The 17,285-nt window shown below is 50.3% G+C and carries 6 protein-coding genes; 1 reads left to right on the forward strand and 5 read right to left on the reverse strand.

Features of this window, described 5'->3' with window-relative positions; genetic code table 11:
- Window positions 1-175: 175 nt before the first annotated feature.
- From BLU97_RS09870 to BLU97_RS09885, 4 genes are read right to left on the reverse strand one after another with little or no spacing between them, the layout of a single operon-like run.
- The gene (locus BLU97_RS09870) at window positions 176-1,906 is read right to left on the reverse strand and encodes a RagB/SusD family nutrient uptake outer membrane protein (protein ID WP_074761393.1); all 1,731 of its coding nucleotides are present in this window, start codon (window positions 1,904-1,906) and stop codon (window positions 176-178) included.
- Window positions 1,907-1,937: 31 nt separating this feature from the next.
- Window positions 1,938-4,697 (reverse strand): SusC/RagA family TonB-linked outer membrane protein, encoded by a 2,760-nt coding sequence (locus tag BLU97_RS09875; RefSeq protein ID WP_074761394.1) that lies wholly within the window; start codon window positions 4,695-4,697, stop codon window positions 1,938-1,940.
- A gap of 45 nt (window positions 4,698-4,742) precedes the next feature.
- Window positions 4,743-6,785 (reverse strand): RagB/SusD family nutrient uptake outer membrane protein, encoded by a 2,043-nt coding sequence (locus BLU97_RS09880; protein ID WP_074761395.1) that lies wholly within the window; start codon window positions 6,783-6,785, stop codon window positions 4,743-4,745.
- 7 nt (window positions 6,786-6,792) lie between these two features.
- Window positions 6,793-9,891 (reverse strand): SusC/RagA family TonB-linked outer membrane protein, encoded by a 3,099-nt coding sequence (locus tag BLU97_RS09885; RefSeq protein ID WP_254771707.1) that lies wholly within the window; start codon window positions 9,889-9,891, stop codon window positions 6,793-6,795.
- Window positions 9,892-10,104: 213 nt separating this feature from the next.
- Between BLU97_RS09885 and BLU97_RS09890 the strand changes: the two genes are divergently transcribed.
- A complete protein-coding gene (locus BLU97_RS09890; RefSeq protein WP_074761397.1) occupies window positions 10,105-14,226 on the forward strand; it encodes a hybrid sensor histidine kinase/response regulator transcription factor in 4,122 nt (1,373 codons plus the stop codon).
- A 32-nt stretch (window positions 14,227-14,258) separates the two neighbouring features.
- Here the strand turns inward: BLU97_RS09890 and BLU97_RS09895 are convergent, their stop codons facing one another.
- Complete coding sequence (locus BLU97_RS09895) at window positions 14,259-17,273, reverse strand: glycoside hydrolase family 2 protein (protein WP_074761398.1); 3,015 nt, start codon at window positions 17,271-17,273, stop codon at window positions 14,259-14,261.
- Window positions 17,274-17,285: the final 12 nt, after the last annotated feature.

A 17,285-nucleotide genomic window follows, 5' to 3' on the forward strand; every position in this document is an offset into this window, starting at 1 on the left:
TATCATTTTGCTGCAAAATTAAACAAAATTCCTGGAACTACCATAGGTTTTTGTTTCATAGACATGGAAAAATGTTTCGGACAGCCATGAGTGCAAGTCAATACGTAAAAAAAGCTTGTTCTGCTCTGTTGCGGGCAAAACAAGCTATTTAAATGTTGAAGAGATTTACTCTATCTTACTCCCAGCCTGGGTTCTGTGTCAGGTTGGGGTTCTTCATCAACTCGGTTTGTGGGATGGGGAAGAGGTACATCTTATCGCTCCACTGGCGGCTGACCGTCTGGCGCTTGTAGCTGATGCTGCCATCCTCGTTCTTGGTAAGCTTCATCTCTACGATGTTCTTAAAGAACTTGTCGGCCTCTTTCCAACGGCGTACATCCCAGAAACGATGACCCTCGAATGCCAACTCTACAAAGCGCTCGTTCTGCAGCTTGGTCCAGAAGGTAGTAGCATCCAATCCCTCGGCAAAGGCAGGCATGCCTGCACGCTGGCGGGTTTTGCTGGCTGCCTCGCGAGCCGACATGGGGAACTCGGCGCTGGTAGCATCGGCCGAACCCAGATACCTGAATACAGCCTCGGCATAGTTCAGGTAGAACTCGCCCATGCGGAAGGTGAGCCAGGTGTGGCGGCTCTCCTTAAGCTTTGAGTTGCTGGCCAGCGAGATGGCACCGTTACACAGCTTCTTCAGGTAGTAACCAGTTGGTGTGGCGCCTGTAAGAGGCTCGCCATTGATACCACCCTGGAAGGTTTCGAGCTTGGCGGCACCCGAGTACGTGGGCCACTGATCGCCGTTAACGGCTACGGTAGCTGCCAGGCGTGGGTCGCGACCTGCGTAGGGGTTCTTGGCGTCGTAGCCCGAACCTGCCTCGTTGATTGAGAGACCGGTAGCCTGCATATCGTAAGCGTCAACCAGGTTCTGGGTAGGACAGTTTCCGCCTGTACCGCCCTCGATACCAACGGGGTAGTTGTTGGTCTCAACAAGATTGTCGCCACTCGAATTCTTATAGTAACGACGGCCAAACAGTATCTCCTTCATGATGGTTGGGGTGTTAAAGCTGGCGGCATCCCACAGGTCGGCATACTTAGCTGTCAGGCCCTTGCCACGAGCCTCGGCAGCTGCAAGCAGTTCCTTGGTGTAAGTGGCAGCTGTGTGGTAGCGCTCCTTATCACCATTGGCGTTGAAGAGGGGGCTTGCCCAATACAGGGCTGCACGAGCCTTAAGAGCCAGAACGGCCAATTTATCGGCGCGGCCGCTCTCCTCGGTACCAGTGGCATACTGGCCCAGGTTGCTGTAATCCTCGGTAATCTTGCCCTGGATGTCGTTACACTCATCGATGATGAACTTAAACACATCGTCGGCACTGCTGCGCTTCAGGCTGTTTACCTCCTCAGCTGAGAGCTCAGATGTTACCAAGGGCACACCACCGTACTGGCGAACCAGTGCAAAGTAATAGTAAGCACGCATGAAACGAGCCTCGTACTGATAGTGCTCGTAGCGGTACATCTGTGCACCATAGTCGGCATTCAACTTCAACTCCTCGAAGTCCAAGCCCTGCATCTCGGCCAGGAAGTGGTTGGCCACCTTAATGCCTGAGTACATGCTGTTCCAGATAGAGTTCTTTGCGTTTGATGGGCTCCAGGCACCATTGTAGAAATCGTCGATACCGTTACCCAGCTTGCTATACATGGCCTCGTCGGTAGCCGATGCCTGCATGGCGCCACTCGAGTAGTTACCGAAGTCGTAATCTACCGTATTATATAAATCGGTCATAAAACCGCCGACATTACCGAAGTTCTTGGTGATGTAGTCCTTGTCGTAGATGTTATACTCGTTGTAATCCATCTTATCGTTACAAGAGGCCATCGCCAGTGTTGCCAGGGCACCGATGAATAATTTATTCAGTTTCATATTCTCTTAATTCTAAATTCTTAATTCTCAATTAAAATGTTACGCTCAAACCAAGTGCGATGCTCTTGTTAACGGGGTTGATGTCGTAGGCCTCGGGATCGCTCTCGTCGATGTGGTCGAAGCAGAGCAGGTCGATACCACGTACATAAAGCTTGGCACCGTTTACAATCTTGGTTTTCTCGAGCAGCGAAGCGGGCAGGTTGTAGTAAACCTCCAGGTTGCGCAGCTTCAGGAACGAGCGGTCGGCCAACCAGAGTGTAGATGTCTGGTAGTTGTTGGCGTTGCTCTCGCTGCTAAGGCGTGGCAGCTTGGCGTTCTGGTTCTCAGGTGTCCAACGGTTGTCGTAGGCATACTGCGAGATGTTGGTGTTGCCCACCAGTGGCCAGTACATGCTCTTGGTGTTAAGAATGGCGCTGTAGTTTCCAGTGCCCTGGAACATAGCGTAGAAACCCAGTCCCTTCCACTCGGCTCCGATATGGAAGTTGTAGTAGATCTCGGGGCAGGTGGTGCTATGACCGATGGCTACCTTATCGTTAGCGTCGATGATGTTATCGCCGTTTACGTCGCGATACTTAATGTCGCCAGGCTTAACGGTAGAGAAGTTCTGGGCAGGGCTGGCAGCGATGTCGGCCTCGTCCTTAAAGAAACCGATGGCCTCCAGACCGTAGATCTGTCCGTAAGGGTTACCTGTCTGAATAAGGTTATCGTACAGGCGTGGCTCCTCAAGCATCTCCTTAATCTTATTCTTGGTGTACATCAGGTTACCACCCAGGTTGAAGCTAACGGCACCGAAGTTCTTGGTGTAATCCAGACCGAGCTCGAAACCGTGGCTATCTACACGTCCGGCATTCTCGTAAGGAGCATCCATACCCAGTACGGCTGAGTATTTACCTGCTGATGATACCCAGATGTCCTTGCGCTGCTGCATCCAGTAGTCGAAGGTTACATCGAGTGCGCCAAACAGCTTGGCATCGATACCAACATTATACTTGTAAGCCTTTTCGTGACCAGGGTCGGTTGTTGCCATCTGGCCCAGGTAGGTGCGACCGAACTCTGAGTTCCAACCGCTATCGAATGGATAAACACCACCCGATGTAGCATACTGTTGAGCGTAGTAGGTCCACACGTCATCGCCAGGCAGGTAGTCGGCATTAATGATACCAGCCGATGCGCGCAGCTTCAGGAAGTTAACCCAGCTGACCTGCTTCATAAAGTCCTCGTTAGAGATAACCCAGGCTGCTGAGAGGGTGGGCGAGAAGCTCCACTTGGTGTTAGGAGCCAGACGGCTGCTGCCGCTCTCAACCAGTGCCAAATCAACAAAGTAGCGGCTGTTGTAGCCATAGTGGGTGAACCATGTAAAGTTCTGACGATAGATGGTGTTATTAACGCCATTAGGATCCTCGTACTCGTAATCCCACTTAAGCTGCGAGTAGATGCTGTGCTTACCAAAGGTGCGGTCGTAGTTAAATCCACCATCGAAGTGCAGGCGACGTGCAAAGGTGTTAACCTTGGCATCGGTTCCCATCTCGCTGTCCTTGCCATAGGTAGCGGTTTTTACGCTCGGCTCGGCATCGCCATCGGCCCATGAGGGAGCGTTTACGCTATATACATAGGTCTTTGAGTGGTCCTCGTAAATATTCGATGTGTTGTCGTAGCCTACACGTACCTGAGCACCCAGCCCCTTTACAAACATGCCAAGGTCCTGCTTCAGAGTAACGTCGAACATCAGCGAGCGTGAGTGGTTCTTGTAGTAGGCGGCGCCTACGCTCTGAGCCACAGGGTTGCTGGTGCCAGCCCATGTGTCGCTACCACCCCAAACGCCATTGGCATCCTTAACAGGGAAAGCGGCAGCGGGAACGGTGTAAACCATATCCCAAAGGTCGGCCTGCGAACCTGGGCGCGATGTTTCCTGCAGTACACCCAGCAGGTTTACGCGTACATCGGTAGTCTCAGTCAGGTCGATATCCAAGTTCATGCGCAGGTTACCCTTTACATACTTATCCTGAGTAGAGTAGCCCTCGTTCTGATTGGGCGAGTTAACAAAACCCTTATCCGAAATCAGATCGAGCATGGTGTAGTAACGGAACTTCTTGGCACCACCACGGAACTCGATGTTGTACTTGTTGGTCATAGCGGTGTTGCGGAAAGTTTCATCTACCCAGTTTACGTTTGGATAGAGATAAGGCTTGGTGCCATCGCGCAGGGCGTTAAGCTCCTGGGTGCTGTAACGAGCCGAGAGTCCATCGTTGATACGAGCCTCGTTGATGGCCATGCCATAGGTGTAGGCATCAACAAACTTAGGCTTGTTGGCGATGGTGTTAAACAGGTGGTCGTAAGTAACCTTAATGCTACGGCTTTCGTACTTACCACGCTTGGTGATGATGTTGATGGCGCCGTTGGTACCCTTGTAACCATACAGAGCCACAGCAGCGGCATCCTTCAGGATGGTTACGTTCTCAACCTCCTCGGGAGCGATGCTGGTAATGTCGCGCTCGATACCATCTACCAGGATGAGTGGCGAGTTATTGCTTGATGTTTGCAAACCACGTACATAGAATGTAGGGTTCTGAGCGGCATAGCGACCACCATTCTGCAGCGAGATAAGGCCATTGCCCTCACCCAGAATGCTGTTGCCGATATTCTTGGCGCTACGGCGGTCGGTTTTATCGGTCTTGATGACCGAAACGGCTGCCGTTTGCTCCTCGGGTGCCAGCTCTTTGTCGATCTGTGCCATAGTAGGCAGGGAAAGTCCGGCCAATACCGAAAGCACAACTATATATCTTTTATTCATAAATCTTAATTGTCAATTATCAATTATCAATTTTCAATTTCCTAATTACCATCCGGCATTCTGTGTTAAGCCGTAACCCTTGTTAACCTCGGTGATGGGGAATGGCTGCAGATACCACTTGGGATCGAAGCCGCTGGTCCACCAACTGCGGGCACCGGTTGTAATGGCAAAGCGCTCAAAGTCGAAGTGCGAAGGCTCGTAGAAGTTAGGATCGTCCTCCTTCAACTTCTTGTTGAACGACTTATTGTACCACTGGCTCTCCTCGCGAACCCAGTTATCGTTCTTATCCTTAACCAGGCGGTAGATACGCAAACCGTGAAGTGTGCGCTCAAACAGGTCGGCACGCTTGTAGCGTATCATGTCAAAGTAGCGCTCAAGCTGGAATGCCAGGTCGCAAGCACGCTCACGCAGAATCTCGTCGAGCAGGGCCTGCTTGTTGCTGGTAAGGTTCTTGCCGGGGTTGCACTCAATCAAGCCCTTCAAACCTACACGGGCACGTACAGCATCAACATACTTGATGGCCTCGGTGGCATTGTTATCGGCCTGCAGCAGAGCCTCGGCATATGTCAGGTAGATATCGCTCAGCATGATGGCGTTCCACTGTGGCTTCTTACGGCGCATTACCTCGCCAACAATGTATTTCAGCATGCGGTAGCCGGTACCATATATACCATCGTTGGTCATAGGCTGGGTGCCAGCTGTTGTACCACCAACCCACATCTCCCAGTTGGCACCACTGGCACGTCCGTCGCCCCAGTTCAGGGTCTGGCGGTCGCCGTTAACCATTACTGTCTCGTAGAGTCGTGGGTCGCGGGTGTACTGCAGGTTCTGCAGTAGCTGCTGCCCCTTAACGGTATCGCCCTTCACAAACATATAGTCGAGCTTGCCTTCCTGCTGGGCCTTGTCCCAATCAAACGGTGTACCATCGGCCCAAGGGAACATTTCTACATATTCCTGAGTTGGGCAGTAGGCATAACGGCCGTTACCGCCGCTACCATTGGCTTTACCACCCCAACCAAGGTTGTACCAACCGTAGTCGTTACCATGCGAGTTGTTACTACGACGGATGCTGTGCAGAATTTCAGGACTGTTCTGCAGGATATAGCCGCTGCGGAAAGCGTAACGGTAATCCTCCTGGGTGGTGCCAAGTGGCTGCACCAGGTGATAATGGCCGTTGGCGTTCATCTGAGCAAAGAAGTCGGCACAAGCCTGCTTCAGCTGCTGCCACAGTTCGGGCTTGCTGCCACCATACCAGGCGCAAGTGTCGGCCTCTACGGTGTACTTGCCCTGCCAGTAAGGCTGAGCATCGTTAAACAAGGGTGAAGCAGCAAACTGCAATACCTTACACTTCAAGGCCATAGCGCCAGCCAAGGTCCAGTGTCCTGTCTCAGAGGCAGCCTCCGAACCCTCGTAAGCCCAAGGCAGAGCCTTGTTCTTAATAACGGTGTTAAGCTGATCGACCATGAAGTTAACGGTTGACTCTACGCTGCGGCGAGGCAGGTCGTAGCTGCCCTCGGAACCCGTGAACGAACCTTTGATGATGGGCAGACCGCCATAGAAGCGGAAGGCGATAAAGTAGGCATAAGCCATGAGGCAACGGGCCTCGTCCTTAATGCGAGCCTTCTCGGCATCGGTCATATCGGGCACCTTGTCGATATTCTCAATCAGAATCCAGCAGTGGCGCACATTCTCCCAGATATACTCGTTGGTGTAAGGATAGATGTTACCATTCTTGTTACCATCGATGGCCGAGGTGAGCGAGCCATTGTAATACTTACCAAACACAATCGTATTATTGAACAACAGGTGGAAATCGTCGCCCAGTGCATCGGGCATACCCTTCCAGTAGTTCTGGCACTGAGGTGCCGCATTGGTTGAGTTGGTAGGCAGGTTGTAATACTGGGTAGCATAGATACCTGCCAGGAAGTTGCGGGTGTATTCGGGATTGCTGAATACGGTATCCGCAGTAACCGTTCCGCCGGGAGCCTTCTCAAGGAAAGCATTACCGAACTTTACGGTGTCGGTGCAAGCGCCAAGGCTAAGCGTTAGCAGGCTTACACCTATTATATTTTTAATATTCAGTTTCATGTAGCTTTTAGAAATTAAGTTTCAGACTTGCTGTATAGGTTCTCTGGAGGGGATAAGATGGAGATGTGCTGGCACGTGTCTCGGGATCGCCCCAGATATACGGTGTGAAGGTGAGCAGGTTGTATCCGCTCAATGCCAGCTGTGCACGGTTAATACCCAGCTTCTTGAGGAAGCCGAAGTGCATGTTGTAGGCAACCATCAAGGTCTTCAGGCGCAGATACTTAGCATCCTTCTCGTAGAGTGCGCAATCCTGGTAGTTGTTGGTAGTACCATTAGTCCAGGTAGCACGTGGATACTCGTAGTCCTGACCAGGAGCATCGGGGTTCCAGGTGTTCTCAAGGTGATACTTCAGCAGTCCACCACGGTCTTTTGTAGTACGATCCAGGAATGGATAGCGGAACACGTCGCTGATAACACGTGATACGTTCCAAGCGGCTGTCCACTGCATGTTGAACTCGAAGTCCTTCCAAGCAAAGCCGGCGTTGATACCTGCCATGAACTCAGGATCGTCGGTGTAACCCAGGTCGCGGGTCTTATCGTCCTCGTTAATTACGCCATTACCATCCAGGTCAACAAATACGGCATCACCATCTTTCAGGTCAACCAGCTGCTTGGGGAATGGCTGTCCGAAGGTCTCCTCGTACAGGCGTGGAGTATCGGCATCGTAGAAGCGGAAGAACTTGTACATGTAGCGTGCACCAATGCGGTGGCCCTTCTCATACTGATATTCGTTGGTGTAAGGTGCCTCTTTCTTCTCCTTAATCTCATTCTGGTTGTGCGAGAGATTAACAGTTGCCCAGTAACGGAAGTCGCTGCCAATCTTATCGTTCCACTTCAGCGAAAGTTCCCATCCCCAGCTATCAACAACACCAAGGTTTGAGTATGGTGGCTGGAAACCTACTACTGATGGCGCAGAGTAGTCGCGCAGCAGAATGTTGGTACGATGCTCCTTATAGTAATCGAAGGTAGCACGCAGACGGTCGTCGAGGAAGTTCACATCTACACCATAGTCCTGCTTAAAGGCCTTCTCCCAAGTAACCTCGGGGTTGTTCTTATTGTTTACATCCTCGTAGTAAGCAGGGATAAGGGTAGAGTTCTCGATACCGAAGTTATAGGCATAACCGTTACGGGCAGCCATGGCTGTGCTGTACAGATAGGGGTCGGAAAGATACATGAATCGGCTACCACCTACCTTGTCGTTACCTACCAAACCCCATGATGCACGTAGCTTCAGGAACGAAACAACACTCTTAAGAGGCTTGAAGAAAGGCTCGTCGCTGGCAATCCATCCGATTGAACCGGCAGGGAATGTACCAAAACGGCGATCGGGATGGAAGTTCTCCGAACCGTTGTAACCTACGTTGAACTCGGCCATATAACGGTTCTTCCAGTCGTAAGTTACACGACCTACCAAACCTACGTATCCGCGAGGGATATCAGAATAGCTTGAGGGATAGTAATCCTTGCTCTGGTTGTACAGGAACAGGGCAGTTACAGTGTGATCGCCAAATGTGCGATTATAGTTCAGCGAGGTCTCGAAGTACCAGTTACGAGCCTTGCCTGTGCTCTCAGAGAATGAAACAGGTGTGTTCTCGCCGCTCTTACGATAGGCAATTGAGCCATCGTCCTGAATAACTGGATAGTAAGTAGCACGACCAACGGTTCCCTCCTTGTTTACTGAGAACAGGCTGTTGTACGAACCCTTAATCTTAAAGAGCAGACCCTTTGTGAGGAAGTCGAGTTTCTGCTGCAACTGCAAGTCCATCTGCAGTTTGTTGTCGTTGTAGTGAAAATAACCACCTGTGCCACCACTATTATAATAGGTCATAGCGTTACCGCCGATGAATGGCATGTTAACGCCATCGGTATAGTCGGTAGTGGTAGCCACCTGTTTGCCATCAATGATACCAGGGCTTGAGAATGGGGTAGACTGGGTCATGGCCATAATCATACCCGAAGCACCCTGACTGGTGTGAGGCTTCTGAGCGTTGCTCACGTTACCTGCCACGTTGAATGACAGTGTGGTGGTTGGGGTAACATCAAGGTCGAGGTTGGTACGATAGTTGAAGCGCTGGTAGCGATAATCGTAGTGGAAATCGTCGCCAAACTCCTTGAACAGTCCGCCCTGGGTCATCAAACCAGCTGATACAAAGTAACGCATGTTCTTGGTACCACCGCTGATGTTAACATTGTGCTTCGACTGCAAGGTCATATCCTTCATGATATAATCGTTCCAACGCATGTTGGGGAAACGGATAGGATCGCTGCCGCTCTTGAACTTCTCCAGAACCTCATCCGAGAACATGGGGGTAAATGTCTCGCCCGAAGCAAAGTTGAAGTCGTTACGCTGCATCTGATTAAAGAAGGTACCATACTCATACGAGTTGGCCAATTCAAGCATCTTGGTTGGCGTAAGGGCTGAGAACGAGGTTGAGATATCAATCTTTGCCTTGCCTTCCTGTCCGCGCTTGGTGGTAATCAGTACAACACCGTTAGCACCACGTACACCGAATACGGCTGTGGCCGATGCATCCTTCAGTACGGTGATACTCTCGATGTCCTCTGGGTCGATATCGCCCATCGAACGCTCAACACCATCAACCTGAATCAGAGGAGCTGAATCGGCCCAGGTTCCCTGACCACGAACGAATACTGTTGCTGCATCGCTACCTGGCTCACCCGAGTACTGCACAGTGGTAACACCTGAGAGCTGTCCGGCCAGAATATTGTTAACTGATGAAACTGGTGTACGGGTAAGGTCTTCGCTCTTTACACTCGAGAGGGCACCTGTTACCGTCACCTTCTTCTGAACACCGTAAGCTACAACCTCGACAGCCTTCAGCATGGTTGCTTCTTCCTCAAGCACAACACGCATGCCATTCTTGGCTGTCACACTCTGGGTTTTGTAGCCCACAAATGAAATTTTTAACTTCGCACCAGTTTCGGCATTCAGTACAAAGTTACCATCGAAGTCCGTTACCGTACCCGTGGCAACCTTTGCGCCTTCAATCAAAACGCTGGCACCAATCACAGGCTCACCTTGTGAATCTACTACCGAACCACGGATTGCAGTCTGAGCAAAAGCCGCGGCACTAAGCAGGCACATCACAAAAGTTAGTGAGACTTTCCTTAGTTTTAGCATCATAAATAATTTTTTTTAGTTTGACTTAATTAAAATTGTTACATTAGGTTTTAATTTCGTTGCAAAATTATACCATATAATATATTTTAACTTGTAAAATTATCCAAAAACTTGGAGTTTTATTCTTATTTCGAAAAAAAGTTGTTACCTTTGCGCTCGCTTACTATACTACTGATTATGACTAATAAACTAAAAGTTGCACTGACACTATTGTTGTGCGTGATGCTACTATCAAAATCGTACGGCGAGAAACGCCTGACGAGCAAGGTGGTTACAACGATTGACGGACTGCCTACGAACAGAGTGAATGATATGGTTCAGGATCGCGATGGTTATCTGTGGTTTGGAACCTCGAACGGATTGTGCCGTTACGACGGCTACTCGTTCCTGGTTTTCCCTACCATCGGTACTGGTGGCGGCATCACAAACGCTAATGTGGGTACCATACATATCGACGAGAAGAACCAGCTGATGTGGCTACGTTCGGCTACCTTTAATTATGCCTGCTATGATTTAAGGCGAAAACAGTTTGTAGATTATACAGGTACGTGCGACGCGCAAAAGATATTTGAACGATTTTACCCGGAGGAGGGTGGTATATGGATGTACGAGGCTAATGCCGGTATGCGCCATGTTACCTATCGTGATGGTAAATATACCTGCAGGGATTATACGCAGGCCGATGGCAGTTTGCCTGTATCGAAAGTAAGGCGCCTTAAAGCCGATGGTGCTGGCAATATCTGGATACTGACGGATAGCGGACTGCTCAGGGCTGATAAAAACGGCAACCTGCAGAAAGTGGTGAAAAGCGGCGATTTTATGATGCTGAACCACTGGAAAGATAAGGTTTTTGCGCTGTCGAGAGACGGACGTGTGTTGGTATTTAATAACCAAGGCAAACTGCTGCGCGAGTTGCGTGTGCCCAATGAGTATGGTAACATGGGTAGGGTTAACGGCAACATCGTATGGCACAACAAGTGGTTGATGATGACGCGTACATCGGTGATAGCTATGGACTGCCAAAAGCTGACCTTTGAAAAGCCACAGGATTGCCAGATGGAGTACGGTATTGTGCTCGACGAGGACCGTGGTAACTTTTGGGTAGCCGATAAGTATGGCACGCTGACACTCTTTCCGGCTGTAGGACAGCCTAAAAAGTTTCCTTTACTACACGAACACGATTTTGCCATTACCCGCAAACGCAACTTCTCGACGGTGATGGGGACTACTGGCAAATTCTATATAGCTACGTATGGTAACGGCTTGTTTGTGTACGACCCTAAAGGCGGCGATATAACACATTATTCGGCCAGCGATCTGCATCCTATTATAGGTACCGACTACCTTACTAATATACATGTGGATGGTAGTGGAAATATCTGGATTGGGCAGGAAGATGCTGGTATCGTATGCCTCACTGAGTCGCGCCAGCCAAATACGGCACACCTGTTGCCCGATCCGCTTCATCCGGGCATGAAGACCAACTATATTACCCGAATGGCCAAAACGCAGGATGGGCGTGTGCTCTTAGAAACGCAGAGCCGAAACTTGTATCTGTATAACCCCAAAGCCAGTACCATCGTTAATGCCGAATCGGCTTTTTCGAATAGTACTGTGCTCGACAGTGTGACCGATAAGCGTGGGCGCACCTGGCTTGCTACCTGGGAAAAGGGATTGATTATGCAGCAGCCTGGCAAGAACGGGAAAACACAGGAAACATACTTTCTGACACGCAGCACTTCGGAAAGCAGAATCTACGATTTGGCTATCGACAAGCAGGATATACTTTGGGCAGCCACCGAATATGGTGTGTATGCGATAGATACCAAGGCCAAGACTATCTCGGAAGAGGCATTCCTGCATATCGGCGTAAAAGAGGGGCTGCCTTCTAACAGCATCTTCTGTATTCTCCCATCTAAAAACGGACAGGTTCTGATAGGAGGTCAGGGTACAGGTGTGGTTAAAACGACCTACAATGCTGAGGGCGATTTTGTGCTCGAAACCGTATCGACCAAGCAGGGATTGAACAGTAATAACATCCACTCGCTGACTGAGGATAGATTAGGCTATGTTTGGGCTGCCACCGACGATGGTATATCGATGATTGATATGAAGACCCGACAGGTGGTAAACTATCAAGTAGGCAGCACGCTGCTCAGGAATATCTACTCCGACCGTTGTGCCCTGACGCTTGATGATAACGGCATGATACTGTTTGGTACGCACGATGGTATTACTACGCTGATACCTAATAGCCAACGCCTTAAACAAACACAGGCCAAGAAGGCTGCTATTACGGATATTGATGTCAACGGCAAATCGATATTCCATGATGAGCAGTACGAGGATATGCGTATGATGGATGATGAGATATCGTTTGCCCACAATGAGAATTCGCTCATTATTCACTTCTCGTGTTTTGATTATGCACACGCGGAACGTACCAGGTATCAGTTCTATCTGGAGGGAGTTGACCAAGGATGGCGCGAAGAAACCACCCAGCATAGCGTAGAATACAGTAATCTGTTGCCTGGCAAATACATCTTCCACCTGCGAACTAACGAAGATGGCGAAGAAACGATTCTGACCATTGTGATTCGTGAACCTTGGTACAACACCTGGTGGGCCTGGATGCTATACCTTATTATAATAGGTACGGGCGTGGCCATCTTCTACCGCCAGAAACGTGAGCAGTTTAAAATGCGCCAGCAGATTATGGTTGAGAAAAAGGTGGCCGAATTCCGCACCAACTTTTTTACGCAGGTGGCACACGAGTTCCGCACGCCTATTGCCATTATCAGTGGCGCGGTTGACAAACTGGAAGCAACAGGCGACGGACAGCGAAAGCCCATGCAAACGGCTAAACGTGGTGTAAAGCGACTGAGCAAGCTGGTAAACCTGTTCCTGGAATTCAGAAAAATAAACACAGGCAATCTGCGCCTTGGGGTAGAAAATGGCGATATGGTTAGCTTTGTGCGCGATATCTACCAGGATTTCTGGAATGCGGCGCAGCAGAAGGAACTGCAGATGACTTTCATGCCATCGGAGAAGAAATACGATATGGTTTTCGACCGTCATATTGTAGATACCATCACCTATAACCTGTTGAGTAACGCTGTGAAATATACGCCTCAGGGCGGTAGCGTGCAGGTGCGCTTTGGTGTATTTGACGGGAATGCCGTGCTGACGGTTGAGGACTCGGGTCCTGGTATCGACGCCAACCGTATGAAGCAGCTGTTTAAGCCCTTTATGCATGGTTACGCATCGCAGGGCGGAATGGGTATCGGTCTATATACAGCCCATATGATGGCACAAACCCATAAAGGTACGCTGACATACGAGCCATCGGCCAGATTAGGTGGCGCCAAGTTTAAGCTGACGCTGCCTACCGACGAGGCACTTTACGACGCAGCCGACTACAAGCAGGCCACGGTGATTGAGACGAAGGAAAAGACCGACACTCAGGCCGAGGAGGTGATTAAGGAGATGCTACCCAAGGCCTTGAACGATAAGACTATCGCCATTATCGAAGACGACCTTGATATGCTTGAGCAGATTAAGACCGAGGTTGGCGTGTATTTTAATGTGGTAGGCTATAGCAATGGTAAGAGCGGTCTGGAGGGCTTGATGAACGAGGCTCCATCGCTGCTGATATGCGACGTGATGCTGCCCGATACCAATGGCTACGACATTGTAAAGCAGATAAGGGCTAACGATGCCTTGAAACAGATACCTGTGATTATGCTGACAGCGCTCGACGACGAGAAACATCAGATTAAGGGCTATGAGGCTGGCGCCGAAGACTATATGGTAAAGCCTTGTAATTACCGTATTTTGATGGCACGCGTCATACAGCTGATTAAGTGGAGAGAGGAGCAGATGCGTTTGGCACCAGCCGTCGAAAAGACCGAAACCGCGGATGACCCCTCATCGGTTTCGTCGGCACCATCGGCATCGCCAATCATTACTTCGCAGGCCGATAAGCGATTCCAGGATAAGGTATACAGCATTGTGGCACAGAATATCAGTAACTCTGAATTCAGTATCGATATGATGGCCGAACAGATGCACATGGGACGTACCAAACTGTATGGTAAGGTGAAAGAGTTAACAGGTATGTCGCCTAACAAACTGTTGGTTTCGGAGCGCATGCGTATTGCAGCCGACATGTTGGCAGATGGCGAACTGAATATCTCGGAGATAGCCTATAAGGTGGGATTCCCTGAGGCGTCGTACTTCAACAAGTGTTTTAAACAGTATTATGGCGTAGCGCCCAGTAAGTATAGAAAAGAAAATTGATGAGCTAAATGCCCATCAATTCTCTTTTTGTTTTATTTATTGTTTTCCAAGAATTCGATTTCTACTATTCGTAGTTCGTTTTTCGTATCGCCGCCGTTCTTGGCTTTATACAGGTCGAGTTCGCCAGCAGCAGGCTCGGCCACCTCAACAATACCACCAAAGGCGTCCTTATCCTTACCAGCACCTTTCAGTCGGATGGTAATCTGGTTGGTCTTTACAGCCTTGGTGGGCTTTAAGTGGATATAGCCCAGACTGCGCTGTGTTTCGCCACTCCAGATGAGCTGCTTGCCAGCATAAATCTCGAGTGGGTAGCTACGCATGCGCCAGCCAGTAAGCTTCAGGCAGATATCATCTACCACGGTCTTCTTGGCCAGGCGATAGGTAATCCATGCGGTTGAAAGGCGACCATCGTTTTTCCACTCCGACAGCTCGTTATCATCGAAACTGTTGGCAGCATGTTCGTTGTCGCAACCTGTCTTAGCCGACACGATATCGATGCCGTGGGCCAGCTCGGTATATGATGGGGTAAGTGGTGTCTCGCCACGATCCAATCTACCTTTCAGCGTGAGCTGTGGCAGATACTTCTCGGCATCAACCTTTTCAGTATTTATCTCGATATAAGCAGGCTGCAGACCTTCGGCCCAGGCCGAGAGGTTAATCTTGCCTGCGGTGGTGGTAGTGCGAACCAATACACGGTTAACGCCACACTCTACGGGCAGATTCATGGCTCCTACATAGTTATCGGAAACGTTCTTGGTGGCAGCGGCATCCAACAGGCCTGCCGGACGGTTCTTGTCGGGGCGTTGCATATCCTTGTTGTTACGTGTGGCAATACCGCCAATCCACTTGCCCTGGCCCCACATCTCAAAATGAACAAGCTGGTTAGCCAGCGGGCAACGGCGGCCCTGCTTATCTACCACCTCAACTTCGAACAGAGCCATATCGGCGCCATCGGCCTTCGTGCCCTCAGGATTCTGGATGGCAGTAAGCTTTAACTGGTAGGGCTGGCCTGCGGTTTCTAACGCGTAGCGACTGCCATCAGCTGCTACAGCCTCAAGCTTGCCTGGCTCGTAGGTAACGTTCTCGAAGGTGTAAAGGTAGCGGTAGCTCTGCTTGCCGTGACCTAATGATTTGCCGTTGAGGAACAGCTCTACATCGTTGGCGGTTGAAACCACATACACATTCTTGGTGGTGTTTTCGGGGTAGTTCCAATGACCAATGATGTAGGTCTGCTGCTTTTCAGGCTCCACCCAGCCGTTCCACATTACCTGGTGTACATAGTAGGCATCCTTGGGAATACGCATGGCATCGGTAACACCGCTGGTGCGATAGTTTGACTCGCCGCGATGGTGGGTGTTTGTATCCGAGAATACGATTTTCACACCACCACTGCTTACACGGGTGCCTGTACCTGGGCGCTCCATGTAGTAGTCGTACCAACGGCGCACCATCTCGATGGCAAACGCATCCATGTTGTGGTTGTAGTCAAGGGCAGGGGCATTACGGTACAGCGGACCGTCGCCTTCCTTGTGGTAAGGATAGCTCTGCTCGTCCCAATACTTACGCAAGCCCTCGTCGCGACAGTATTCCATCGCCCACATGGGGTGTTTCTTGCTCTTGTTGATATACAGCATCTCGCCACCATATTCGGCTTCGTTGACATCCAGCATCTCGCGACTGCCGATAGCACGTCCGCCGTTGGGGTCGTAAGCATCGCGAATCTGCTTCATCTCAATCATATGTTCGCGACTGATGCTCTCGTTGCCGCACTCATAGAACAGGATGGATGGGTTGTTGCGGTTGTAGATGATGGCATCGCGCATCAGGGCTGTACGCTGCTGCCAGCGTGGACCCTCCACATCTTTCTCGGCATCGCCAGCGGGCATTGCCTGAATCAAACCCACACGGTCGCACGACTCGATATCCTGTTTCCAAGGGGTTACGTGCATCCAGCGCACTAGGTTGCCGTTTGATTTTACCATCAAATCGTTAGAGTAGTCGCTCAACCAGGCTGGAACCGAGATACCTACACCAGGCCATTCGTTCGAGGTGCGCTGGGCATAGCCGTGCATCATCAATACACGGTCGTTCAACCAAATCTTTCCTTCGGCAAAGCGGGTTTTGCGGAAGCCGGTACGGGTTGTAACCTGGTCGATCTCCGATCCATCCTTGGCTTTCAACAGGGTTTGAACGGTATAGAGGTATCCATAGCCCCACGACCAGAAATGCAGATCGCTTACTGGCTGCTGTATTTTTACTGTACGTGTTTCGCCTGGCTGTATGGTGGTAAGGGGGCCCTGAAACAGGGCGACCTCTTTGCCATCCATATCAAGCACCTTGGCAAAGAAGGTAAACTTACGGGGCTTACTATCCTCGTTGCGCACCTGCGATTCGGCATGAATGGTGGCCTTGTGACCTGGAATGTCGAAATCGGTAGCATAGATATAGGTACCTGTGGTGCCCAGATTGCTATACAGCGGCAGGGTCTGGTAAAGCTTGTCGGTAATGTGCAGGAACACGTTCTTGGGTATGCCGCCATAGTTGGCATTAAAGTTACGGTCGTTCCATTGGTAACGACTGTCGTACTGGCGCGAACGGTAGGTCCAGCTGTTATCGCAACGTACGGCAATGGTGTTGCTGCCTTCCTTGATGTAAGGAGTGAGATCGAAACCACAGGCCATCACGCCATTCTCGCTAAAACCAAGATGCTGTCCGTTCAGATAAAAATCGGCGCCTTGGCGCACACCTTCGAACTCAATAAACACTTTCTTGTTGGCAATATTCGCCAACTTGAATCTTTTGCGATACCAACAGATGGTGTCGGTCAGGTTCACAATGTCTTTCTTAAAGGCCTCATCGCCATTAAAAGCATAGGGCAGGGTAACCCGTGTCCAACGTGTATCGTCGAAATTGGGCCTCGATGCCTCCTTCACATCGCCAACAGTCAGTCGCCAACCGCTGTTGAAATTCTGTTTTGTGCGCTCGGTTGCCTGGGTATATGTACAGCCTAACAGCAACAGGGCGCAAAGAGTTGTTCGTAGTTTCATTTTTCCTTTTTT

Origin of the sequence: Xylanibacter ruminicola, from assembly GCF_900107775.1 — a bacterium.
Taxonomy (GTDB): Bacteria; Bacteroidota; Bacteroidia; order Bacteroidales; family Bacteroidaceae; genus Prevotella; species Prevotella ruminicola_C.

Excerpts from the sequence above, each read along its gene's own strand:
- BLU97_RS09875 (WP_074761394.1), bottom strand. The coding sequence starts at position 4,697 with ATGAATAAAAGATATATAGTTGTGCTTTCGGTATTGGCCGGACTTTCC.
- BLU97_RS09890 (WP_074761397.1), top strand. The coding sequence starts at position 10,105 with ATGACTAATAAACTAAAAGTTGCACTGACACTATTGTTGTGCGTGATG.
- BLU97_RS09885 (WP_254771707.1), bottom strand. The coding sequence starts at position 9,891 with ATGTGCCTGCTTAGTGCCGCGGCTTTTGCTCAGACTGCAATCCGTGGT.
- BLU97_RS09895 (WP_074761398.1), bottom strand. The coding sequence starts at position 17,273 with ATGAAACTACGAACAACTCTTTGCGCCCTGTTGCTGTTAGGCTGTACA.
- BLU97_RS09870 (WP_074761393.1), bottom strand. The coding sequence starts at position 1,906 with ATGAAACTGAATAAATTATTCATCGGTGCCCTGGCAACACTGGCGATG.
- BLU97_RS09880 (WP_074761395.1), bottom strand. The coding sequence starts at position 6,785 with ATGAAACTGAATATTAAAAATATAATAGGTGTAAGCCTGCTAACGCTT.